Annotated in this window: 17 protein-coding genes and 1 tRNA gene; 10 read left to right on the top strand and 8 right to left on the bottom strand. The window is 65.8% G+C overall.

All coding sequences use genetic code 11. The features are described 5' to 3' along the window. Window positions 1-35 precede the first annotated feature (35 nt). Window positions 36-902, top strand: coding sequence for a class I SAM-dependent methyltransferase (locus IHQ52_RS13045; protein WP_024498726.1), 867 nt, complete (start codon window positions 36-38; stop codon window positions 900-902). A gap of 18 nt (window positions 903-920) precedes the next feature. Here IHQ52_RS13045 and IHQ52_RS13040 read toward each other — a convergent pair whose 3' ends face one another. The 6 genes from IHQ52_RS13040 to IHQ52_RS13015 form a co-directional block, all read right to left on the bottom strand. Beyond that, window positions 921-1,694 (bottom strand): amino acid ABC transporter ATP-binding protein, encoded by a 774-nt coding sequence (locus IHQ52_RS13040; RefSeq protein WP_006437329.1) that lies wholly within the window; start codon window positions 1,692-1,694, stop codon window positions 921-923. Beyond that, on the bottom strand, window positions 1,691-2,671 hold the full coding sequence (locus tag IHQ52_RS13035; RefSeq protein ID WP_024498727.1) for an amino acid ABC transporter permease: 981 nt from the start codon (window positions 2,669-2,671) through the stop codon (window positions 1,691-1,693). The genes IHQ52_RS13040 and IHQ52_RS13035 overlap by 4 nt, the downstream gene beginning before the upstream one ends. A 1-nt stretch (window position 2,672) precedes the next feature. Beyond that, a complete protein-coding gene (locus IHQ52_RS13030; protein WP_238063549.1) occupies window positions 2,673-3,611 on the bottom strand; it encodes an ABC transporter substrate-binding protein in 939 nt (312 codons plus the stop codon). A 106-nt stretch (window positions 3,612-3,717) separates the two neighbouring features. After that, window positions 3,718-4,806, bottom strand: coding sequence for an isocitrate/isopropylmalate dehydrogenase family protein (locus tag IHQ52_RS13025; RefSeq protein WP_238063547.1), 1,089 nt, complete (start codon window positions 4,804-4,806; stop codon window positions 3,718-3,720). After that, complete coding sequence (polA, locus tag IHQ52_RS13020; RefSeq protein ID WP_035760413.1) at window positions 4,806-7,553, bottom strand: DNA polymerase I; 2,748 nt, start codon at window positions 7,551-7,553, stop codon at window positions 4,806-4,808. Before polA ends, IHQ52_RS13025 begins: the two co-directional genes overlap by 1 nt. Before the next feature lie 79 nt (window positions 7,554-7,632). Continuing rightward, complete coding sequence (locus IHQ52_RS13015) at window positions 7,633-8,202, bottom strand: GNAT family N-acetyltransferase (RefSeq protein ID WP_238063545.1); 570 nt, start codon at window positions 8,200-8,202, stop codon at window positions 7,633-7,635. A 220-nt stretch (window positions 8,203-8,422) separates the two neighbouring features. Here IHQ52_RS13015 and IHQ52_RS13010 point away from each other — a divergent pair, with 220 nt between their 5' ends. The 4 genes from IHQ52_RS13010 to IHQ52_RS12995 are packed head-to-tail and all read left to right on the top strand — an operon-like array spanning window position 8,423 to window position 12,766. Next, window positions 8,423-9,844 carry a branched-chain amino acid ABC transporter permease gene (locus IHQ52_RS13010; protein WP_238063543.1) on the top strand — a complete coding sequence of 474 codons (1,422 nt, stop codon included), beginning with the start codon at window positions 8,423-8,425 and terminating at the stop codon, window positions 9,842-9,844. 3 nt (window positions 9,845-9,847) lie between these two features. Then, complete coding sequence (locus tag IHQ52_RS13005) at window positions 9,848-10,837, top strand: branched-chain amino acid ABC transporter permease (RefSeq protein ID WP_024498732.1); 990 nt, start codon at window positions 9,848-9,850, stop codon at window positions 10,835-10,837. Beyond that, complete coding sequence (locus IHQ52_RS13000; protein ID WP_024498733.1) at window positions 10,830-11,951, top strand: ABC transporter ATP-binding protein; 1,122 nt, start codon at window positions 10,830-10,832, stop codon at window positions 11,949-11,951. The genes IHQ52_RS13005 and IHQ52_RS13000 overlap by 8 nt, the downstream gene beginning before the upstream one ends. Continuing rightward, window positions 11,951-12,766, top strand: coding sequence for an ABC transporter ATP-binding protein (locus tag IHQ52_RS12995; RefSeq protein WP_024498734.1), 816 nt, complete (start codon window positions 11,951-11,953; stop codon window positions 12,764-12,766). The genes IHQ52_RS13000 and IHQ52_RS12995 overlap by 1 nt, the downstream gene beginning before the upstream one ends. A gap of 79 nt (window positions 12,767-12,845) precedes the next feature. Here the strand turns inward: IHQ52_RS12995 and IHQ52_RS12990 are convergent, their stop codons facing one another. Further along, window positions 12,846-14,210: an ABC transporter substrate-binding protein gene (locus IHQ52_RS12990; RefSeq protein ID WP_024498735.1), complete on the bottom strand. Its 1,365-nt coding sequence runs from the start codon at window positions 14,208-14,210 to the stop codon at window positions 12,846-12,848. A gap of 167 nt (window positions 14,211-14,377) precedes the next feature. Further along, complete coding sequence (locus IHQ52_RS12985) at window positions 14,378-15,001, bottom strand: ANTAR domain-containing response regulator (protein ID WP_024498736.1); 624 nt, start codon at window positions 14,999-15,001, stop codon at window positions 14,378-14,380. A gap of 100 nt (window positions 15,002-15,101) precedes the next feature. Here IHQ52_RS12985 and IHQ52_RS12980 point away from each other — a divergent pair. The 5 genes from IHQ52_RS12980 to IHQ52_RS12960 all read left to right on the top strand — a co-directional run bounded on the left by IHQ52_RS12980 (window position 15,102) and on the right by IHQ52_RS12960 (window position 23,267). Beyond that, a tRNA-Leu gene (locus tag IHQ52_RS12980) sits at window positions 15,102-15,175 on the top strand. 332 nt (window positions 15,176-15,507) lie between these two features. Continuing rightward, window positions 15,508-16,938: a DUF1254 domain-containing protein gene (locus IHQ52_RS12975; RefSeq protein ID WP_024498737.1), complete on the top strand. Its 1,431-nt coding sequence runs from the start codon at window positions 15,508-15,510 to the stop codon at window positions 16,936-16,938. A 408-nt stretch (window positions 16,939-17,346) separates the two neighbouring features. Continuing rightward, a complete protein-coding gene (locus tag IHQ52_RS12970) occupies window positions 17,347-18,231 on the top strand; it encodes an alpha/beta hydrolase (protein WP_024498738.1) in 885 nt (294 codons plus the stop codon). Window positions 18,232-18,488: 257 nt separating this feature from the next. After that, window positions 18,489-19,253, top strand: a complete 765-nt coding sequence (locus IHQ52_RS12965) for an amino acid hydroxylase (RefSeq protein ID WP_024498739.1) — start codon at window positions 18,489-18,491, stop codon at window positions 19,251-19,253. A 63-nt stretch (window positions 19,254-19,316) separates the two neighbouring features. After that, complete coding sequence (locus IHQ52_RS12960) at window positions 19,317-23,267, top strand: non-ribosomal peptide synthetase (RefSeq protein ID WP_024498740.1); 3,951 nt, start codon at window positions 19,317-19,319, stop codon at window positions 23,265-23,267. Window positions 23,268-23,374: the final 107 nt, after the last annotated feature.

The raw sequence follows: 23,374 nt of genomic DNA, 5'->3' as shown, positions 1-23,374 counted from the left end.
CCGGGCCGAACCGGACGGGGACCTATCATCGCAGGATGCCCACGAAGGACGACGACCGCGAGAACTCGGAGACCACCGAACAGGAGACCTCCGTACGACCTCCACGCGTCCTGGGCGACGTCGACTCCGCGACAAGTGACCGGGCCAGCCGCTGGTGGTGGGACCACGACGCGGAGAATTACCACGACGAGCACGGCGCCTTCCTCGGCACCTACACCGGGGGCGGCGACTTCGTGTGGTGTCCCGAAGGTGTCCGCGAGTCCGAGGCCGGCCTTCTCGGCGCGATCCAGGGCCGCACGATCCTCGAGATCGGCTGCGGCTCAGCACCATGCGCCCGCTGGCTGGCGGCGCACGGCGCGCACGCCGTCGGTGTCGACCTGTCCCGTCGCATGCTCGGGATCGGACTCGACGCCATGGACGCCGACGAGGTGCCCGTGCCGCTGATCCAGGCGACCGCCGAAACGCTTCCGTTCGCCGACGAGTCATTCGACACCGCCTGCTCGGCCTTCGGCGCGATCCCCTTCGTCGCCGACTCCGCCGGCGTCATGGCCGAGGTCGCCCGCGTCCTGAAGCCCGGCGGCCGTTGGGTTTTCGCGGTCAACCATCCGATGCGGTGGATGTTCCTCGACGACCCGGGGCCCGAGGGGCTGACCGTGCACATCCCGTACTTCAACCGGACGCCGTACACCGAAACCGACCCGAGTGGTCAGATCACCTACGTCGAGCACCACCGGACCATCGGCGACCGGGTGCGCGAGCTCCGGGCGGCCGGATTCATCCTCGACGACATCATCGAACCCGAGTGGCCTGACGATCACGATCGCGAATGGGGGCAGTGGAGCCCATTTCGCGGACGCTATTTCCCCGGCACCGCGATCCTCTGTAGCCACAAACCTGCATGACGAGCCGGGGTCCCGGCCTCAGAGCAGCTTCGACAGGAACTCCCGCGTCCGCCCCTCCTGCGGATTGGCGAGAAGTTCGCGCGGGTCACCCTTCTCCACGACGACGCCGCCGTCCATGAAGACCAGTTGGTCGGCGACCTCGCGCGCGAATCCCATCTCGTGGGTCACGACCACCATGGTCATTCCCGACGCGGCGAGTTCGCGCATCACCTTGAGGACGTCGCCCACGAGTTCGGGGTCGAGTGCCGAGGTCGGCTCGTCGAAGAGCATGAGCTTGGGTTCCATCGCCAGGGCCCGGGCGATGGCGACGCGCTGCTGCTGACCGCCGGACAACTGCGCCGGATAGGCGTCGGCACGATCCGACAGACCGACCCGCTCGAGCAGGTACTCGGCCCGTTCGATGGCCTCGGCCCGTTGCTGCTTCTTCACCTGGATCGGCGCCTCGATGATGTTCTCGAGGGCTGTCCGGTGCGGGAAGAGATTGAAGTGCTGGAACACCATGCCGATGTCGCGGCGTTGGGCTGCAGCAGCTTTGGCGCTCATCTCGTAGAGCTTGCCGTTGCGCTCCCGGTAGCCGATGAGGTCACCGTCGACGTAGAGCCGGCCGGCGTTGACCACGTCGAGATGGTTGACGCACCGCAGGAACGTCGACTTGCCCGAGCCGGACGGACCGATCAGACACGTCACCTCGCCCCGGGCGACCTCGAGTGAGATGCCCTTGAGGACCTGGACCGATCCGAAGCTCTTGCACACCCGGTCGGCGAGGACCATCGGTGTCTCGGCGGAACTCATGCGTTCTCTCCCCCGGTCGTGCGGCCTGCTCCCGGTCCGCCCGCGACGTCGTCGGCCGCAGCCGCCTGCCCGTCGGCCATCGCCTTCAGCTGTCGTGCGGTCAGCGCGCGGGTGGCGCCCCGCGAGTAGTGGCGCTCCACGTAGTACTGGCCGACCATCAGGATGCTGGTGACGACGAGGTACCAGGTCGAGGCGACGAGCAGCAGCGGGATCGGTTCGAAGTTGACGCCGGAGATGTCACGCACCCGTCCATAGAGGTCGAGGGTCAGCGGTACCGCTGCCACGAGGCTCGTGGTCTTGAGCATGGAGATCAACTCGTTGCCGGTGGGCGGGATGATCACCCGCATGGCCTGCGGCAGCACGGTCCGGCGCATCGTCTGCGCCCACGACATGCCCAATGCGATCGACGCCTCGGACTGTCCCTCGCCGACCGACGAGACGCCCGCGCGCACGATCTCGGCCATGTACGCGGCTTCGTTGAGACCGAGGCCGATGACCGCGAACAGGAATGCGGCGTTGAGGGTCTGGATGTCGAAGGACGCGAACTGGTGAACGAAGGGGATGCCGACGTCGATCTGCTTGTAGATCGCCGGGAACAGACCCCAGAAGACGAGCTGCACGTACACCGGTGTGCCGCGGAAGATCCACAGGTACACCCAGGCGGTGCCGCGCAGGACGGGATTCGGCGAGAGCCGCATGATGGCGAGGGCGACACCGAGGACGATCGCGATCGTCATCGCCAGCACCGTAAGTGCGAGCGTGTACCCGACGCCGGACAGCACGCGTTCGTCGAACAGGTAGCGGCCGTAGGTGCCCCAGGCGTAGGCCTTGTTGGTGGCGGCCCCGTAGACGAACAGCGCCGCCAGCACGAGGATGATGACGGCGGCGATCCACTGCCCCGGTCGGCGAAGCGGTACCGCCTTGATCGGTTCGGGCTCGCCGGTCGTGGTGGTGGTGTCGGTCTGCGGTGAGGTCATCTCAGCTCACCGCTCCGTTGATGACGGAGACATCGATCATGCCCTCCTGCAGGCCCCAGTTGGCCGCGATCTCGTCGTACTGTCCGTTGTCCATCAGATATTGCACGGCCTTCTGCAGCGCGGGCCCCAAGCCGGAACCCTTCCGAACCGGCCATCCGTAAGGCGCCGAGTCGAACAGTTCACCGGCGGCCTTCAGCTTTCCGTTGGTGCGTTTGATCGCATAGGCGGTGACCGGCGAATCCGCCGACATCGCGTCGACCCGGCCGAGGATCAGCGCGTTGACCGCCTCGTCCTGGCTGTCGAATTTCACCTTGTCGATCGGCCGGAGACCTCTGGCCACGCATTCGGCGCTCTTGGCCGGGATCTCGTCGGTGTCCTCGTAGGTGGTGGTCTGCACCGCGACCCGCTTGCCGCACGCGTTCGACGGGTCGATGGCCTCGTCGGCGTCGGCGGCCTGTGCCCACTGCACGCCGGCGCTGTAGTAGGTCACGAAGTCGACCTGCTTCTCCCGCTCGAGCGTGTCGGTGAACGACGACATGCCCAGCTGGTACGTCCCCGCCTGCACCGACGGGATGATCGTGTCGAACTGCGATTCCTTGTACACCGGCGTCAGGCCGAGGACCTTGCCGACGGCGTTCATGAGGTCGACGTCGTATCCGATGATCCTGCCGTCCGGCCCTTTGAACTCGTTGGGCTGGTATGGCACGTTGACGCCGACGACGAGCCGACCGGTGCGAGCGATCTCCGGCGGAACCAGCGCGGCGATCGCCGGTACCTTCGCCACGTCGACGTTGATCGGGGTCACCTGGTTGGCGCGCTCGCGTTCCTCGTTGTTCACACAGCCGGTGACCACGACCGCGAGCGTCAGGAGCACGCCGAGCAACCGGGCCACGCGTGGTCGAAGGGAACGTCGGTCGACCCGCGTCGAGGCCCGTGTCACAACACATCCCTTCGATCTCGAACGATCACCTGATCAGACAACACACTGTAGTTGCCACCCGTCCCACCGGCTGACCACCCGGAGTTCACGCACGTCCGCGTGCGCGTCACGGGCCGGTCACCCGCCGGACCGCCTCCGCGGCGAACTCGGTGGTCGACGCCGTCCCGCCCAGGTCGGCGGTCGCGATCGCGGCCGCGAGGGTGCCGGCGACCGCCGAATCCATGCGGTCGGCAGCCGCTATGAGTCCCGGGTCGTCCGCGATGAGCCCGTAGCGCCGGAACCCCATGGCCACCGACGCGATCATGGCGACGGGATTCGCGACGCCCCGCCCGGCGATGTCCGGGGCGGCTCCGTGGGTGGCCTGCGCCATCACCTGGGTCGTCGAACAGTTCACCGAACCGGCGATCCCGAGCGAGCCGGCGAGTTCGCCCGCCAGGTCGGACAGGATGTCGCCGAAGAGGTTCTCGGTGACGATGACGTCGAAGTCGGCGGGTCGGCGGACGAGCAGCGCCGCCATGGCGTCGACGTGTTGTTCGGTGACCTCCACGTCGGGGAACTCCTCGCCGACCTCCCGGCACGCGTCGCGGAACAGGCCCGTGGTCAGGCGCAGCACGTTCGCCTTGTGCACGATGGCCAGCCGTGCCGGACGACCGGAATCAGCGCGGTCCCGTGCGGCTTCGAAGGCGACCCGCGCAATGCGCTCGCTGGCCGACCGGGTCACGAGCCCCACGGCCAGTGCGACATCCGGGGTCGGCATGAACTCACCGCTGCCCACGGTCATGTTGCGGTCGGCGTAGAGGCCTTCGGAGTTCTCCCGGACGATCAACACATCGATGTCGGGCTTCGTCGCCGGCACGCCCGGAAATGCTTTGGCGGGACGGAGATTGGCGAACAGTCCGTACCTGGTGCGCAGCACCGCCCCCGGGGTGCGGCTGCGGTGCTCGACCGGGTACGACGCCGAATCGTGCGGCCCGACGATCCACAGACCGAGGTCGTCGAGGGCCGACAGCGTCGCATCGGGTACCGCGTCGTCGTGGGAGGCGATGGCGGCGGCACCGAACGGGAGTTCCTCCCAATCGATCCCGAAGCCCTCCACGGCCGCTGCCGCGTCGGCCACCGTCATCGCGGCCGGCACGACCTCGGGACCGATGCCGTCGCCGATGAGAACACCGACTCGCCTGGGCGAGGAGACCATCAGTGGGCCGCGTCGTCCCAGGACCGACCGAACCCGACCGACACCTCGAGCGGGACCGACAGCGTGATGGCGTTACCCATCTCCTCACGCACCGCGGCCTCCACCGCGTCCCGCTCACCGGGCGCCACCTCGACCACGAGTTCGTCGTGGACCTGCAGCAGCACCCGCGATGTCAGCTTCTCCGCGACGAATCGCTTGTGGACGTTGATCATCGCGACCTTGATGATGTCGGCCGCGGTGCCCTGGATGGGTGCGTTGAGCGCCATCCGCTCCGCGGACTGGCGCCGCTGCCAGTTGTCGCTGTTCAGGTCGGGCAGGTAACGCCGGCGGCCGAACAGGGTCGCCGTGTACTCGTTGCGCCGGGCCTCGGCGACCACATCGTGCAGATAGTCACGTACGCCGCCGAAGCGCGCGAAGTACGCCTCCATCTGTTCCTTGGCCTCCTCGCGGCTGATCTTCAGCTGTGCCGCGAGCCCGAAAGCGCTGAGGCCGTAGGCAAGTCCATACGACATCGCCTTCACGCGGTGACGCATCTCGATGGTCACCTCGTCGATCGGCACCCCGAAGGCACGCGACCCGACGAAGTTGTGCAGGTCCTCACCGGTGTTGAAGGCCTCGATCAGTCCCTCGTCCTCCGACAGGTGCGCCATGATCCGCATCTCGATCTGGCTGTAGTCGGCGGTCATCAGACTTTCGTAGTTGACCTCGGACGCCTGGTCGGTGCCGACGATGAAGCCGCGGCGGATCTCGCGTCCGGCCTCGGTGCGGACCGGGATGTTCTGCAGGTTCGGCTCGGTCGACGACAACCGGCCGGTGGCCGCGATGGTCTGGTTGAAGGTGGTGTGGATGCGACCGTCGTCCGCCACCGATTTCAGCAGACCATCGACGGTGACCTTCAGCCTCGTGGCGTCGCGATGCTCGAGAAGGTGTGCGAGGAAAGGATGTTCGGTCTTCTCGTACAGCGACTGCAGGGCGTCGGCGTCGGTGGTGTAACCGGTCTTGGTCTTCTTGGTCTTCGGCATGTCGAGCTTGTCGAAGAGCACGGTCTGCAACTGCTTGGGCGAGCCCAGGTTGATCTGTTCGCCGATGACCTCGTAGGCCGATTCCGCGGCTGCACGAATCCGGTCGTTGAACATCTGCGCGAGTGCATTGAAGTGGTCGACGTCGACGGCGATGCCGGCGGCCTCGAGGTCGGCCAGCACGAACGACAGCGGCAGCTCCATCTCGGTCAGCAGCGGCTTGGAGTCGATGCGGTCGAGCTCGATGTCGAGCGTGTCGGCGAGTTCCTGTACCGCCCGCGCCTCGAGCATGTGCTGTTCGGCGACCTTGCCCTCGGTGTCGTCGTCGAGCAGTGACATCTGGCCGTCACCCGCACCCGTGTCGGCGCGCAGTTCCCGGCGCAGATACCGCAGGGCCAGGTCGTCGAGGTTGAAGGTCCGCTGTCCGGGGCGGACGAGATATGCCGCCAGCGAGGTATCGCTGGTGACCCCGTCGAGCTTCCAGCCGCGCGAGCGCAGCGCGTGCACCGCCCACTTGGCCTCGTGAACAGCCTTCAGCGCGTCGGGATCGGCAAGCCAGTTGGCCAGTGCCGCATCATCTTCCGGCGTCAGCGTGGTCACATCGACGTACGCCGACGAGCCGTCGGCGGCCGCGATCGCCAGACCGGTCGGGTCGGAGCCCACGACGACGTGCGGCGCGGTCACCGCGAGACCCGTGCGGCCCGTTCGGGCGTGTTCGGTGAGCCAGCTCGCGACCTCACCGGCACCGAGGACCGAACCGTCGAGGTCGAATCCGGCTTCGGCCTCGGGCTCAACGGAACTCAGGGTCGAGAACAGGCGGTCGCGCAGGACGCGGAACTCGAGGTCGTCGAAGAGCTGGTGGATGCGGTCGCGATCCCAGCCGACCATCGCGAGGTCGTCGGGGCCGGCCGGCAGTTGCATGTCGCGGATGAGTTCGGTGAGCTGACGGTTGGTCTGCACCGAGGCGAGATGAGCACGCAGGGCGTCGCCGACCTTGCCCTTCACCTCGTCGACGTGATCGACCAGCGAGGCCAGCGAACCGTATTCACGAATCCACTTCGACGCAGTCTTCTCCCCCACCCCGGGGATGCCGGGCAGGTTGTCGCTGGGGTCGCCGCGCAGTGCGGCGTAGTCCGGGTACTGCGCCGGGGTGAGACCGTACTTCTTCTCCACCTCTTCGGGGGTGAAACGCGTGAGGTCCGAGACACCCTTGCGCGGGTAGAGGACCGTGGTCGAGGCGTCGACGAGCTGGAGCGAATCGCGGTCACCGGTGACGATCAGCACCTTGAAACCCTGTTCGCGGGCCTGGGTCGCGAGGGTCGCGATGATGTCGTCGGCCTCGTAGCCCTCGATGGCCATGACCGTGACGCCCAGCGCGTCGAGAACCTCCTTGGTGAGGTCGACCTGCCCGTTGAACTCGTCGGGCGACTTGGAGCGCTGCGCCTTGTACTCCGGGTACATCTCCGAGCGGAACGTCTTCCGCGAGACGTCGAAGGCGGCCGCGATGTGGGTCGGCTCCTCGTCGCGCAGCAGGTTGATCAGCATCGAGGTGAAGCCGTAGACGGCGTTCGTGGTCTGCCCGGAGTGCGTCTTGAAGTTCTCGGCCGGGAGCGCGAAGAACGCCCGATATGCCAGGGAATGTCCGTCGAGGAGCATGAGGACCGGTTGCTTGGTCTTGACCTTGCTGCCGGTACGGGTTGCTGCCGGGGAACTCTGCGCTGGACTCACAGTCGCTGAGTCTAGTGATCCGTTCCGACACCCGGACCCCGCCCGCCGGGTGATCGACTCGGAGGTGGACGACCAGGTGTCACATCGGCCGGTACATCGCCCAGACCTTCGGGCCGTCGAGCGGCAGTTCGAACTCCTCGGTGACCTGGAAGCCGAACCGCTCGTACAGCGGCACGTTGAGGGCATTGGAGCATTCCAGGTACGCGGGTCCGTCGATCTGCTCGAGCCGGTGCGTCAGCAGCGCCGTGCCGATGCCGGCACCTTTGACCGGGGCACCGATCTGCCCCAGATACCAGTGGGGTTCTTTGGGACGATACTTCGCGAACTCCGTCTCGAGCTTGATCCCGCGGTTGACGCGAGACCCGAGAGTACGGAAGAACTCCCACGACGACACGATCTGATCCCACATCGAGATCTTGTGCCCAGGAGGGTCCCAGGCGGCCGCACCGACCGGTTGCCCGTCGCGCATCGCGAGATCGAGCGTCGAACCTCGTCCGTGACTGTGGACCAGCAGCGTGCGGAACATCGCGCGGTGTCGAGACGTGTCGGGGTCCATCCACACCGTCACCGGATCGTCGGCGAAGGCCTGTGCGAGCAACGCACTCGCGAGTTCGACGTCTTTCGTCTGCGTGATGGTCACCGGCACCATCCGACCAGCGTACGGCGCGATCGTCGAGCCGACACGACATTGCGTCGATCGCACCGATCGCGTCGCGCCGCAGATGTAACTTCCGGGAAACGTCGTTGTCGTCACGTGGCGACGATGCTGCGGCTAAGTTCCCCAAGTGACCCGCCGCACAGCGACACCGGCGGGCTCATGCGCCGACCGAAGCCAACCCGCACGGGTCAACAGGGAGGTACCACCCTCGATGACAGAGCCTGACCGGCAGGCCCCACTCGTGTCCGATGACCACACCGAACGGATTCACGCGCATCGCCCCGAGTGTCAGCCCGCCTGCCAGACCCGTTCACCGTCCTCCCGCCCGCCATCCCGGCGATCACCGACACGCAGGACTTTCACCCGGCGCACCGCATCGACCATCCTGCTGTTGATCGCGGCATCGATCCTGTGGGGGCTGTTCGGGACCCCGTCGGCCGACGCCGCTCCCGACGAGGTGCGGGTCTTCGGCGTCCTGCGGAACGGCACGGAGAAGGTCGCGGGTGTGAAACTCGAGGCCAAGGACGCCGCCGGCAGCGTCGTCGGGACGGCGACCTCGTCCGGGACCGGCGCCTGGTCGGTCATGGTCCCACCCGGAAAGTACACGATCGTCGTCGACACCGGTTCTCTCCCAGACGATGTCGAGGTCCAGAAGTCCGAGTTACCGGTCGATGTCAGCGGTGGGACCGCCCGGCCGGTCATCTTCTCGTTCGGCGAGGTCCGAACCGGCACCGAGGTGTCGGCGGTCTCCGAACTCACGCGCCTGGCGATCGACGGCATCCGCTTCGGCCTCATCATCGCCATCACCGGCGTCGGGCTCAGCCTGATCTTCGGTACGACGGGCCTGACCAACTTCGCCCACGGGGAGCTGGTGACACTGGGAGCCGTCGTCGCGTGGGTGTTCAACGTGAGGGTCGGGCTGCAGCTGATACCGGCGACGATCCTCGCCGTCATCGTCGGCGTCGGCATCGGCATCCTGAACGAGCTCGGCCTCTGGAGACCGTTGCGACGACGACGAACCGGGCTGATCGCCATGCTCGTCGTGTCGATCGGTCTGGCCCTGGTGATGCGGTATCTGATCCTGATCTTCTTCTCCGACCGGGCCGAACCATTCGACGACTATCAGGCGCAGACCCAGATCGGGTCGGGTCCGTTCGCGATCACACCGGTCAATCTCGCCTGCATCATCATCTGCATCGTCGTGCTTCTCGGCGTGGCTCTGCTGTTGCAGCGCACCAGGATCGGCAAGGCGATGCGGGCCGTCGCCGACAACAAGGATCTCGCCGAGTCGTCGGGCATCGACGTCGACCGCGTCATCCTGTTCGTGTGGGCACTCGCCGGCGGGCTGGCGACGCTCGGCGGCGTGATGTTCGCGCTCTCCGAACTCGGTGGCCGCGTGCAGTGGGAGATGGGTTTCAAGCTCCTGCTGCTGATGTTCGCGGGCATCACCCTCGGCGGTCTCGGCACCGCCTACGGCGCGCTGCTCGGCTGCCTCATCGTCGGACTGCTCGTCCAGCTGTCGACGTACATCCTCAGTCCCGACCTCAAATACATCGGCGGCCTGTTGATCCTGATCATCATCCTGACCATCCGGCCCCAGGGCATTCTCGGGTCGCGAGCGAGGATCGGCTGACCCATGGACATCATCTCCGCGCTACAGATTGCGCTCGCGCAGCTCGTCGGCCCGTCGGCGATCTTCTACGCTCTGCTGGCCATCGGTCTCAACCTGCACTTCGGCTATGCCGGGCTGCTCAACTTCGGCCAGATCGCCTTCGCGCTCCTCGGCGGCTACGGCGTCGGCATCATGGCCGTCAACTACGACCAGCCACTGTGGCTGGGCGCCATCGTGGGAATCGCCGCCGCCGGCATGCTCGCGGTGGTCCTCGGCATCCCGACGCTACGTCTGCGAGCGGACTATCTGGCGATCGTGACGATCGCCGCGTCGGAGATCCTGCGACTGGTGTTCCGTTCGACGTCGGCCGACGATTTCACCCACTCCACCAACGGCATCTACGGATACGCGAGCGATTTCTTCACGATCAGCCCGTTCGACAACGGCAAGCAGTACTCGTTCCTCGGGGTCACATTCCTCGGTGGCGACCTGTGGTCGATGGTGGTGGGCTGGATCGTCGTCGGTCTCCTCTGCCTCATGGTCTATCTCCTCGTGCGCAGCCCGTGGGGGCGTGTACTCAAGGCGGTGCGCGAAGACGAGGACGCGGCCCGTTCGCTCGGCAAGAACGCCTACTTCTTCAAGATGCAGGCGCTGATCCTCGGCGGTTGCATCGGCGGCCTCGCAGGCGTGTTCAACGCGCTTGCAACGCAATCGATCAACCCCGACTTCTACTCGACCGCCCAGACCTTCTTCGCCTACGGCGCACTGATCCTCGGCGGTGCGGCGACCGTGTTCGGACCGGTTCTCGGTGCGATGCTCTTCTGGTTCCTCCTTGCCATCCCCGACGCACTGCTGCGCCAGGCGACGGCCGGCGACGACCCCCTGCTCGACCTGTCGGCACAGCAGGTCGGCGCGATCCGCTACGTGCTGCTCGGTCTGGCGATCATTCTGATGATGGTGTTCCGGCCACAGGGACTCCTCGGCAACAAGAGGGAGGTGCAACTCGATGCCTGATGACGGCCGCCATACGGCTCACGACGACGAACCCTCGACGCCCACCGGATCGGCCGCCGGGGTCACGGTCGACGGGACAGACCCCGACATCGCCGACACCAGGGCGACGCGCCGCGACCTCAAGACGCTGTCCGCTCCCGAACGTTCGCGCCTGTTCGCCGACGTCTCACCCGAACCCGGGTCCGCCAAACCCGACCCGATCATCGTGGTAGACAACATCTCTCGCACCTTCGGGGGGATCAAGGCCGTCCAGGTGGATCACCTGGAGGTGCAGCGCGGGGCCATCACCGGTCTCATCGGCCCCAACGGCGCCGGCAAGACCACCTTCTTCAACCTGATCACCGGTTTCGACAAGCCTGATTCCGGTACCTGGTCGCTCAACGGCGAATCCCTCGGCCGGATGGTTCCGCACCAGGTCGCCCGACGGGGCATGGTCCGTACCTTCCAGCTGACGAAGGCACTGTCGAAGCTGTCGGTGCTCGACAACGTCAAACTCGGTGCGACAGGGCAGCGTGGCGAGCATTTCCTCGCCGCCCTCGCACCGTGGACGTGGCGCAAGCAGGAGGCCGAGATCACCGAGCGCGCCCACGAACTGCTGCGTCGGTTCAAGCTCGACGCCAAGGCGGGCGACTTCGCCGGGTCGCTCTCGGGTGGGCAGCGCAAGCTGCTGGAGATGGCGCGCGCGCTGATGACCGATCCGGAGATAGTGATGCTCGACGAGCCGATGGCGGGTGTGAACCCGGCTCTGACGCAGAGCCTGCTCGAACACATCAAGTCGCTGCGGGACGAGGGCGTCACAGTGGTGTTCGTCGAACACGACATGGACGTGATCCGCAACATCAGCGACTGGGTCGTGGTGATGGCCCAGGGACAGATCATCGCCGAATCCCTGCCGGATCGCCTGGGCGACAACGAGGCCGTCGTCGACGCCTATCTCGGGGGGCATCACGATCAGGCGCTGGAGTTCGACGACCGGGGGCAACCGGTCGGCGCGACCGCCGTGCTCGCGGAGAAGGTCGAGGCGGCCATCGAGGCCACTCTGGAGGTGGGCGGCGATCTGTCGGAGGTCACCGAGTTACCGCCCACCATCGCGGACGAGAAGGAGGCGCAGTGATGAGCACCGGTTCGGACGCCGGGTCGCTGACGCCGGCACAGCTCGCGGCCACGCCGGAGGAACACCGCAGGCTCGCCACGAATGCCCTGCTACGTGCCGACGACATCACCGCCGGCTACCTACCGGGCATCAACATTCTCGAGGAGTGCAACTTCTTCCTGGACGACGGCGAGATCGTGGGCATCATCGGGCCCAACGGTGCCGGCAAGTCGACACTGCTCAAGACCCTGTTCGGGCTGATCCCGGTGCGAGAGGGCTCGGTCACCCTACGGGGCGACGACATCACGTCGGCCAAGGCCCACGTCCTCGTCGACAAGGGCGTCGGGTATGTCCCGCAGACGCAGAACGTGTTCCCCGCGTTGTCGATCGAAGAAAACCTCGAGATGGGCGTCTACCTGCGTCCGAAGACCTTCGTCAAACGGTTCGAGTTCGTCTCGGAACTGTTCCCGCTGCTGGCCGAACGCCGAAAGGTCAAGGCGGGTGCGCTGTCCGGCGGCGAACGACAGATGGTCGCGATGGGACGTGCGCTGATGATGGATCCGGCGGTGCTGCTGCTCGACGAGCCGTCGGCCGGCCTGTCCCCCATGTTCCAGGACGAGGTGTTCATCCGCTGCAAGGCGATCAACGCCACCGGCGTCTCGATCATCATGGTCGAGCAGAACGCCCGCCGCTGCCTCCAGATCTGCGACCGCGGTTACGTTCTCGACCAGGGCCGCAACGCCTACACCGACACCGGCCGCAACCTCGCGAACGACCCCAAGATCATCGAGCTCTATCTGGGCACCCTGGCGGGCAGCTCGGAGAAGAAGAAGTAGCGTCGCTCACCGGATCTCATGAGCGGACAGACGCAGGGACCCTCGGCTCGCGAGCCGAGGGTCCCTGGTTCCGTTGTGGCTACTGCGCGGCCACTGACACGTACTTGCGGGTCGGGGTCAGCAGCTTGTTGTCCCCGTCGAACTCGAGGACACCGTACGAGCCGACGCTGGGCTCACCGGCGGCGTTGAACGCCAGGTTGCCGGTCTTGCCGACGTAGGCGATCGTCTTGCCGCTCTTCAGCAGGTCCAGGCAGGCCTGGTACGAGTCGCAGTCCTCGTCGCCGTTGGTCACGCCGATGATGTCGGCGGCGATGGTGCGACCGTCGGTCGACTTGGCCGCTGTCGCCGCGAGGGCACTCAGCACCGCGGCGTCGTAGCTCTCACCCGAGTAGTTGTAATCGATGAGCTCGGGATCGAGCTCCTTGAGGGCGGACTGGAACTCACCGCTGGTCTGCGTGAGCGGCGTGGTGCCCTTCATGCCCTTGAGCAGACCGGAACCGACCGATTGGCCCAGCGCGTTGCCCATGTTCCCGTCGACGCCGTACACGAGCTTGCCGTCGCTCGGCCCGATGCCGACCTCGTGCATACGGGTCAGGATCTTGGCGCTCTCCTCGAACCCGATGAGCGCGATGCCATCCGGGTTGAAGTTCTTCACCTGGTCGACCTCGGCGTTGAACGACTGGGCGTTCGGGTCGTAGATGATCTTCTGGATCTGGTCGGCGGGCACACCGGCGGCCTCCAGGTCACGAACGGTGTTGTCGGCCAGGCCTGTTCCGTACGGGTCGTTGAGCGCGAGGACCGACACGCGCTGAACGCCGTCTTCGGCCATCGTCTGCGAGAGTGCCTGTGCCTGCAGGACATCCGCGGGAGCGGTACGGAAGTACTGACCCTTGTCCTGATAGCAGGTGAACTCGTCGGAGGTGTTGGCCGGCGAGAACATGACGGCGCCCGCGTTGGCGATCTTGTCGATGACCTTCAGCGACACCGAGGACGACGCCGCGCCGATGATCACCTGGGTACCGGCGGACAGTTCGCGGTCGACAGTGGCGTTGGCCGTGTCGGTGGTGGTGTCGCCGGAGTCGCCGGTGACCAGCGCAACGGGCTGATCGAGCACACCGCCGGCGGCGTTGATGTCTTTGATGGCGAGGTTGACGCCGGCGACCATGGGCGGTCCCAGGAAGGCCAGGGAGCCGGTCTCGGGGAGCAGCGTTCCGATCTTCAGCGGCGCGGTGCTCGCCGGTCCCGGGGTGGCCTTCGGCGGATTACAGGCCAGTTTCTGGGCGAGGCCCGGTCCGGGAGGCGCGGGCGTGGACTCGACAGCTGCGCTCGCCGACCCTCCCGAGCCTTCGTCGGAACCGGAGTCAGAGCTGCTGCAGCCGGCGACGACGAGCGCTGCCGCCGCCGTCATGACCACCGCCCCGCTCGTCAGGAAACGAAAGGACATCGGTGTTCTCCTTGCGATTGGAGGTATCCCACGAAGGCGGCGCATCGACATCGACGCATCGAACCGCGCCTCGCTGGAAGAAAGCTAGCGCGATCTTGTTGCCCCTGCGTAAAGACAGTGAAACTGACTTGCGCGCACAGGCATTGCGTCAACGGACCCTCGGTCGCTCAGTTCGCTCCGAGGGTCTCCACCACCACCTGGGCCACGGCTTTCATCGTGGTCCGACGGTCCATCGCAGCGCGCTGGATCCATTTGAACGCCTCGGGCTCCGACAGCCCCTGTTTCTGCATGAGCAGACCCTTGGCACGTTCGACGAGCTTGCGGGTTTCGAGGCGCTCGTTCATCGTCGCGACCTCACGCTCGAGCAGCTTGAGCTCGTGATAGCGGCTGACGGCGACCTCGATGGCGGGCACCAGGTCGGCCTTGGTGAACGGTTTGACCAGGTAGGCCATGGCACCGGCGTCGCGCGCCTTCTCGATGAAGTCGCGCTGGCTGAAGGCGGTGAGCATGACCACCGGCGCCAGCCGCTTCTCCGCGATCTCGGTCGCCGCGTCGATGCCGTCCCGGATGGGCATCTTGATGTCCATGATCACCAGGTCGGGCCTCAGCGACTCGGTGAGCTCGACGGCGACCTGCCCGTTGGGGGCCTCGCCCACGACGTCGTAGCCCTCTTCACGGAGCATCTCGATGAGATCCATGCGGATCAACGAGTCGTCCTCGGCCACCAGAACCCGGTGTGTCTTCGTGGTCTCACCAGCTGTTGTCGTCGCACTGTTGGTCACCGTCACCATCCCCTCCTCCACGCCATAGTTGCTCCGAAAGAGTACCGGCTGCCGGCCCGGTCGGCCGATCATCTAAAGTTGGCTCCTGCACGGGGCAACCCGAGCACTGGCCCCCGTAGCCCAATTGGCAGAGGCAACGGATTCAAAACCCGTCCAGTGTGAGTTCGAGTCTCACCGGGGGCACTGCAGAGGCAGAGTATGAATCTGCTGGTCGATGTATTCCCACGCAACGTAGAAACGAGCAGCTGGGCCGCAAAGTCTTGCGCTTCCTTCTTGATGCGGAGTCCCCGGCGGGTCGTCTGCCGGTTCTCTGGCGTTCGATAGGTAACCCGTTAGCGGACACCGGACTTCGTGCTGTAGCGGTCGACGGACGCCACCATTCCCGATCCGTCACGTGTTCCCTCGTCGATCCGGCAGACAGGGCGGGCCGAGACGGCGCATCCTGAGTGGGTGGCGGGAGCCGTGGGGTCGGCGGCGGAGAATCTCGGCAAGGGCTATCGACTCAGGAGGACTCGATGACCTCACACGTGAACCGAACCCCGATTCCGCCCGGCATCGAGATGCCGGATGAGGTCCACACCCGGTTGGGCACGCTGCGGTTCTTCGACGGAGTCCCGGACGACGAGACGACCCGGACACTGTTCGACAACCTGGACTTCCAGCGGGCGGTGCAGGCGTACCTGCTGGCGGAGCATCCGGTGTCTTGGGGGGCGTGGCGCCGAGGGCTGTCGCGCTGGGGCCCGGCCAACACCACGATGGCGCTCTGGGAGGACCTGTGCCACCCGTGCACCGTCGGACCGGCGATGCACACGACCGTCGTCTACTTCTACATGTGGATCGACCTCCACGACGGACCCATCGTCCTGGAAGCCCCTCCCGACGTGTACGGCCTGATCGACGACTCGTGGGGGCGATGGGTCGTCGACATCGGCGCGACCGGACCCGACAAGGGCCAGGGCGGCAAGTACCTGTTCCTGCCGCCTGCATACGACGGCGAGGTCCCGGACGGCTACTTCGTGTTGCGGTCCCGTAGCTACGGGTTGGTCCTCGTCTCGCGCGGTTTCCGCGACGAGCATGGCGACCCGCATCCGGCCGCCGACATGATCAAGGCGAAGGCCCGGGCTTACCCCCTGGCTCAGGCCGACGACCCGCCGCCAATGCGATTCGTGAACGTCTCCTTCGAGCCGTGGGTCACCATCCCGGCCGCCGACTACCAGTACTGGGAGCTGCTCAACGAGGTGGTCCAGTCCGACCCGCCGGAGTCATCCGACCCGGTCACGCTGGGGATGTTCGCCGCCGTCGGCATCCAGCACGGCAAACCGTTCGACCCCGACGAGCGGATGCGGGCAATCCTGACCGAGGCAGCCGCGGTCGGCGATGCGACCGCCCGCGCGCTCCTCTACCGGATCCGCCAGCCCGAGGCACGCTACTACCCGGACGGCGCCTGGCGGGTCTTCCTCTTCGCCGGCTACCAATTGCAGGACAATGGCGCCGCCATGCTCGACACCGGTGCCGCCCTCGGCTTCATCGGGAGCGGATCAAGTCCGGCGTACCTGACGGAAATGGTCGGCGCCGGATCGCAGTATGTGACGGCGTTCGTCGATGCCACCGGTGTGCCCTTCGACGGCGGCAGGACCTACCGGCTGCACGTCCCGCCGAACGTACCGGTCAACAACTTCTGGTCGATCGTCGTCTACGACACCCAGACCCGGTCGATGCTGCAGACCAACCAGGAATGGCCCACCGTTGCCAGCGACCGCGACATGATCTCGAACGAGGACGGCTCAGTCGACGTCCACTTCGGTCCCGAACAGCCCGAGGGAAGCCGCAACTGGATCCAGACCCTGCCCGGCAAGAGCTGGTTCGCGATAGTCCGGCTCTACGGTCCGCTGGAACCGTGGTTCGACAAGACATGGAGACTGCCCGACATAGAACCGGTCGGGTAACGCCACTGGTGCGTCGTCAGCCCGTCCACGTGTTCGATGAAATTCACACGCGCACAGCTGGTTTCCATTCATTTGAACGGCAAATCCGCCGTCATTACGCACCGGTTCGCCGACGATCGCGGTGTAGACGACAGCGCGTTCACAGCAGCCGTGCACCCCGCTCAACACTGCATCACGAAATTCGCGCCGGGACCATTCCCGCGGCGGCTACGATTCCGGGATGTATGAACAGAACGCTCGGCGGCGTGTACCTGCTTGCAGCGAATCGGTCCGATGACGGTGCGCCGGCGGGGCCCACTGTTGATGGCCGTCGGCGCGTGGATGGTGGTCTGCGCGATGGCCGCATCTTCCACGGTTGCATTCGCAGCGCCCAACCCGGCAGGACCAGTTGGGTCGGATCGATCCGCTGTGGTGTCCGTGACGGCTCTGGGCGGACGCCAGTTCGCGGTGACGGTGTATTCGGCGGCGATGAATCGCCGGATACCGCTGTGGGTGTCGCACCCGAATGCGTCGGCACCCGCGCTGTATCTCCTCAACGCCGTCGACGGCGGCGAGGGCGGGGGCGCGTGGACCGGACGAACCGACGTGGCCTCGTTTTTCGCTGACAAGAACGTCAACGTGGTGATCCCGATGGGAGGCCGCGCCAGCTACTACACCGATTGGCAACATCACGATCCCGTCTTGGGCACCAACAAATTGGCGACGTTCCTGACCCGCGAGTTGCCGCCATTGCTCAACGCCAGATTCTCCATGACCGGTCGAAATGCAGTTGCCGGATTGTCGATGTCGGCGACCTCGGCCCTGGACCTGGCGGCCCATGCACGCGGGCTCTATCAGGCGGTGGGTTCCTACAGCGGCTGCACACGCATGAGCGACCCCGTGGTGCAGGCGTCGGTGTACGCGGAGTTGGCGATCTTCGGCGCCAATGCGGCCAACATGTGGGGTCCACCCGGCGATCCTGCGTGGGCCGACCACGATGTGACGCTGCACGCGGATCGACTGCGTGGCACCCACGTGTACATTTCGGTCGGCACCGGCCTTCCGGGCCCGCACGAAACACCCAATGCGCCGGGGATCGGCGGCAATGTCGGTGCGCTGGTCGATCGAGTTGTCGTCGGCGGAGCGTTGGAGGCGTTTGTCAATCAGTGCACGCGGCCATTGGTGGACCGCTTACGTGCCCTGCGCATCCCGGTGACTGTGGGCATGCCTGCGGCCGGCACACACTCATGGCCGTACTGGCAAGACCAGCTGCACAGATCTTGGCCCACACTGGCTGCCGCGATCGGCGCATGAGCCGAATCCCGAAACGTGTCGCAGATCGGCCACATTCAAAGCGCCCATTTCGCACATTCCGGACGACATCGCTGGTTTCGCAAAACATTTCGCCGGGTACTGCTTTCTCCAGATGTTGTCAGTCTGTGGTGAGTTCGCAGCACGGGTGGCAAGATTACCGTTCATAATCGGAGAACCCGAACACATTTGAGCTGAGCGTCAACAGGAGCAACTGAGACTGGCAGGAAGATTCCAGCAACGAGAAAGTACCGATTGCGATGACAGCATGTCTCGATATCCGAGCCGAGCGCGAGCGGGTCACCCGCGCGTTTCGCCCGGGGCGACCGTTGCCCGATTTTGGCTACAGCAGCGAAGAGGACGCCTTGTGGTCGCGTGTGTTCGCGACCCTTCGCGGCATGCATGAGGATCTCAGCTGCATGGCGTATCAGGGGGCCGCACAACGCGTGAAGCTGCCCACCGGCCGGGTGCCGCAGCTCAGTGAGGTCTCACGTACCCTTCGGTCCTTGACCGGCTTCGAGCTCGCACCGGCGATGGGGGCAGTACCGGGCCCGCTGTTCTACGGACCACTTGCCAAGGGCATTCTCACGTCAACCCCGGATGTGCGCCCGGTCACGGAGCAATCATTCTCGCCTGACCCCGATGTCATTCATGAACTGGTCGGCCATGGGGTGATGCTTGCCGATCCGGAGTTCGCGGAGCTGTACCGCCGGTTCGGACGAGCTGCCTTACACGCCGACTCTGACGAGGTGCGGACGGCGATCTCACGGTTGTTCTGGTTCACCATGGAGGTCGGCCTGGTCATCGAGAACGGCCGCCCGCGAGCGTGTGGTGCCGCCATCTTGTCCTCGGTTGCAGAGATGGAGTCTTTCGAGGATGCGGAGTTGAGAGACTTCCGGGTCGAGGATGTCATTGCCAGCGACATCGACGACAGCATCTGTCAGCCAGTGCTGTATGTCGCCGATTCGGTCAGCCAGATGATGGACGCCGTTGAACGTTTCCTCGCAGCTGGTGCCGAACTGTGACAGTGCAATCAAGCACAGTCGCCGTCGCTGACGCCCTCGCCGTCGAGCGCTGAGGACTTTGCCGTGCTGGACCTGTCGGGCGACGTGCGCCAGAATGGCAGCGCGATACCGGCGGCGAGCACCTTCGAATTGTCGGTCGCGCAGTCCGAACTGTGGATGGCGCAACAACTTCACCCGCGCACGCCGTTCTCCATTTCTCAGTATGCCGATCTGCACGGACCCGTCGATCTCGAACTGCTACAGGACTGTTGGCGACGGGCCGGTCGAGAATTGCAGTCGCCACATGTGCGTTTCACGGTCGTCGGTGGTAGGCCGCGCCAATACGTCGACCATGATCTACCGGCGGGGTTCGACTGCATCGATGTGAGCGATCAACCCGATCCAGACCATGCCACTCGTGTCTGGATGAGCAACGACCTTGAGGCCGCCATCGACTTGTCGGGTCCCGATGTCACCAGGACGGTGATATTCACCCTCGGTCCCGACCGATACCGCTGGTACGCGCGCAGCCACCATATTGCGATGGACGGCTTCGGCGCCGCGCAACTATCGCAGCGAACGGCCGAACTGTACTCCGCCGCAACCGAAGGTACGGCCGCTCCACCGTGTCGGGCGATGCTACTGACCGAGATTGTGGCGACCGAGCAGCGGTATCGGTGCTCGCCACGATTCGACGCCGACCGCGCGTACTGGGCTGGGCAGCTCGCCGGTCTGGATCACATCACCAAGCTGACCGATCGGTACGCTGCACCGTCGACAAGGCCGCATTCGGCGCAGGCAACGGTTGATGCAGCAGCAACGGCGCGGCTCGATGCCGTGGCCGGCCGGTACGGCACCGGAATGGCAGAGGTGTTGGTCGCGGCAGCAGTCGGGTTCCTGGCGCACATGACCGGTGACCGCGATGTCACAGTGTCACTGCCGGTGGCCGCCAGAACCACCGGGGCACTGCGTCGATCGGCGGGGATGGTCTCGAACGTGGTGCCCATACGCGTGCGAGGCGTAGCCGAGAGCACGGTCGCTGAACTGGTGCAACAGGTGCGCCTGACCATCATCGGCGCGTTGCGGCACCAACTGTATCGCCACGAAGACCTGCTCCGCGACCACGGTGTGGGGCTGGCCGGTCGCAGTGGCTATGGTCCGCTGATCAACGTCCTCACCCTTCCCGAGAGCATCGGCTTCGGTGGCGCCCGCGGTCGGGCGCACCTGCTCTCGGCCGGGCCGGTAGAAGATCTGTCGGTCAGCTGCTACCGAGTCGGTACCGGACCCCTCAGCATCGATTTTCATGCCAACCCCGCCCTGTACACCGCAGATGAGCTGGATCGGTACCACCAGCAGTTCATGGACTGGTTGTCCCGATTCCTGCGGGCTTCGGCCGGGGAGAAGGTGTTCGCACTCAGGGCCGGCACACGGAGCGTCGCGGCCCCGCAGTCCCGGCGTCGGTCGCGGTTGCTGCCGGAGCTGCTGGCGGCCGGGATCGGTGCCGGTGAACGGATTGCACTGAGCGGGCCGGACCGGTCGGTGTCGTATCGCGAACTCGACGAGGTGACCGCACAGTGGGCACGTGAGCTGACAGCACGTGGGGCCGGTCCGGAAGTCGTTGTAGCGGTGGCCTTGTCCCGATCGGTGGAATCGGTCATGGCGCTGTGGGCGGTAGCCCGGGCAGGGGCGGTGTTCTTCCCGGTGAATCCCACCGATCCGCCGGCGCGGGTGACGAAGCTGATTGCAGATTCTGGGGCGATGTCGGGAATCACCCTCACCAGATGGTGCACACTGCTGGACGCCACGGCGGTGGATTGGTTGCTACTCGACAGCGACGAATTCACCTGCGCCGCAGCAACACAGCCGGTTGTGGCAGTGACCGATGCGGATCGGACACGGCCGCTGCGCGCCGCTCACCCCGCTTATCTGATCTACACCTCCGGATCCACCGGCGAGCCGAAGGGTGTGCTCAGCACTCACGAGGGCCTGCCGGCACTGAGTGACGAACTGCTCGCTCGGGGCCGGATTCGCCCGGAATCGGTGGTGCTGCTGGCGCATTCACCCTTCTGCGACGCGTCGATGCTCGAATACCTCTCCGCATTCGTGTCCGGTGCGAAGCTGGTCGTGCCGGCCCCGGACATCGTGGCCGGCGAACAACTCTCCCAGGTGATCGAGCAGGAGGCGATCACCCATTTGAACGTCACGCCGACCATTTTGGCGACACTCGACCCGCATCGACTGACGTCGCTGCAATGCGTCACCGTCGGCGGCGACAAATGCCCACCGGCACTTGCAGGCCGCTGGGCCACCCGGGTGCCCATGTTCAATTCCTACGGCCCGACCGAAGCCACTGTGATCGTGACCCACACCGGTGCGCTCGATCCCAACGCGACCATGACGATCGGCGGGGCACTCCCCGGAGTGCAGACTCTCGTGCTGGATGCCAGGCTCGGCCTCGCACCGCCCGGGGCCCGCGGCGAACTCTATGTCGCCGGTGACGCGTTGGCGCGAGGCTATCTGGGACGGCCCGCGACCACGGTCCATTGTTACGTGGCAAACCCGTACGGCCCCGAGGGAACCCGAATGTATCGCACCGGTGATGTGGTTCGCGAGCAGCCGGACGGCACCCTGGAGTACCTCGGACGAAGCGATCTCCAGATCTCGCTACGCGGGCAGCGCATCGAACCGTCCGAAGTCGAGCGTGCTCTGACCGCGGACGAGGCAGTTGATCAGGCCGTGGTGCGGATGTGGACGTCCGACACACTCGGCGACCGGTTGATCGGTTATGTCGTCGCGGCTGATGGCGACGGCTTCGACCGCGCCGCCGTGTTGGCGCGGTTGCGGACGGTGTTGCCGCCGGCCATGGTTCCGGCAGCGTTGGTGCCGCTGACCGCGATACCGATCAACCCCGGCAGCGGTAAGGCCGACCGATCCGCACTGCCTGATCCACAAGTGCTGGCGCGTCCCGCATTTCGCCCGCCGCAAACACAGATCGAGCACATCGTGGCAGCGGCGATCGCCGAAGTGACCGGACACTCGCTCGTCGGTCTGGACGACAATTTCTTCGAACTCGGTGGCAATTCGCTGCTGGGAGTGGATCTGTGTCAACGATTGTCGGAGCAGAGCGGCACCGCGGTGGCGATGTCGTCGTTGTTCACCCCGACGGTGGGCACCTTGGCAGCCGCCATCGAGTCCTCGGCGACGGTCGGCACGAACAGTGATCCGACGGCAGGTGTGTCCGCGCTGGAGACAATTCTTCCGTTGCGTGGCACCGGTTCAGGGACGCCGTTGATCTGCCTGCATTCCGCCGTGCCGCTGTCGTGGTGTTACACCGGCTTGCTGCAATACGTCAGCGACCGGCCGATCTACGGGCTGCAGTCCCCAGCCATCGCCGCCGGAGGGCAGCGGTGGCGAACCGTCGAGGAGTTGGCGCAGGTATACCTCGACGAGCTCACCCGTGTGCAACCACAGGGGCCCTACCACCTGTTGGGATGGTCGCTGGGCGGGCAACTCGCGCACGCGCTTGCCATCGGGCTACGCGCTCGTGGGCATGACGTGGATTTGCTCATCATGCTCGACAGCGTCGTGTTCGCCGACGGCACACCCCGACCGCCATCGCCGACGCTGCGCGATCTGATCACCCACCTACAAGGCAACGAGACAGACACTCCTGACAGCAGGCCGCTGGCCATCGACGACGCAGTCGATCTGCTCGCCCACACCACCGGGCCGGGCCGGGGGTTGACCCGTCAGCAGCTCGAGCGCCTGCACCAAGGATATGTCGACTGCGTTGGCATGTCGGCGCGCTACCGGCCGAAATCCTACGACGGGGACTTGCTGTACTTCTCGGCACGCGAAGGAATCACCGGCGGCCTCACGTGCGACATGTGGCGACCGTATGTGTCCGGAACGATCATCGAACACTCCGTCGACGTCACGCATGCCCAAATGGCGAACCCCGAGGCCCTCGCGGTCATCGGACCGATCCTGGAGGCCGAATTGACTCGGCGCAATCGCATCGGCGGGCGACCGTGAAGTCATGCAGCACGCAGAAGGTCTGCCATGACGTCGGCAGCAGAGTGACGGAGGGGCATGTGGGCAAACACTTCGATGCGATCCTGGCGGTCACGGTGTCGGTCGCT

The sequence above is a fragment of the Gordonia amicalis genome, from assembly GCF_022059885.1.
Taxonomy (GTDB): Bacteria; Actinomycetota; Actinomycetes; order Mycobacteriales; family Mycobacteriaceae; genus Gordonia; species Gordonia amicalis.
The sequence above is the reverse complement of the archived record's forward strand: the minus strand, read 5'-3'. Positions and strand labels throughout refer to the sequence as shown.

Coding starts and splice junctions, on each gene's coding strand:
- IHQ52_RS13045 (WP_024498726.1), top strand. CDS start 36: ATGCCCACGAAGGACGACGACCGCGAGAACTCGGAGACCACCGAACAG.
- IHQ52_RS13040 (WP_006437329.1), bottom strand. CDS start 1,694: ATGAGTTCCGCCGAGACACCGATGGTCCTCGCCGACCGGGTGTGCAAG.
- IHQ52_RS13035 (WP_024498727.1), bottom strand. CDS start 2,671: ATGACCTCACCGCAGACCGACACCACCACCACGACCGGCGAGCCCGAA.
- IHQ52_RS13025 (WP_238063547.1), bottom strand. CDS start 4,806: ATGGTCTCCTCGCCCAGGCGAGTCGGTGTTCTCATCGGCGACGGCATC.
- IHQ52_RS13015 (WP_238063545.1), bottom strand. CDS start 8,202: ATGGTGCCGGTGACCATCACGCAGACGAAAGACGTCGAACTCGCGAGT.
- IHQ52_RS13010 (WP_238063543.1), top strand. CDS start 8,423: ATGACAGAGCCTGACCGGCAGGCCCCACTCGTGTCCGATGACCACACC.
- IHQ52_RS13005 (WP_024498732.1), top strand. CDS start 9,848: ATGGACATCATCTCCGCGCTACAGATTGCGCTCGCGCAGCTCGTCGGC.
- IHQ52_RS13000 (WP_024498733.1), top strand. CDS start 10,830: ATGCCTGATGACGGCCGCCATACGGCTCACGACGACGAACCCTCGACG.
- IHQ52_RS12995 (WP_024498734.1), top strand. CDS start 11,951: ATGAGCACCGGTTCGGACGCCGGGTCGCTGACGCCGGCACAGCTCGCG.
- IHQ52_RS12990 (WP_024498735.1), bottom strand. CDS start 14,210: ATGTCCTTTCGTTTCCTGACGAGCGGGGCGGTGGTCATGACGGCGGCG.
- IHQ52_RS12985 (WP_024498736.1), bottom strand. CDS start 15,001: ATGGTGACGGTGACCAACAGTGCGACGACAACAGCTGGTGAGACCACG.
- IHQ52_RS12975 (WP_024498737.1), top strand. CDS start 15,508: ATGACCTCACACGTGAACCGAACCCCGATTCCGCCCGGCATCGAGATG.
- IHQ52_RS12965 (WP_024498739.1), top strand. CDS start 18,489: ATGACAGCATGTCTCGATATCCGAGCCGAGCGCGAGCGGGTCACCCGC.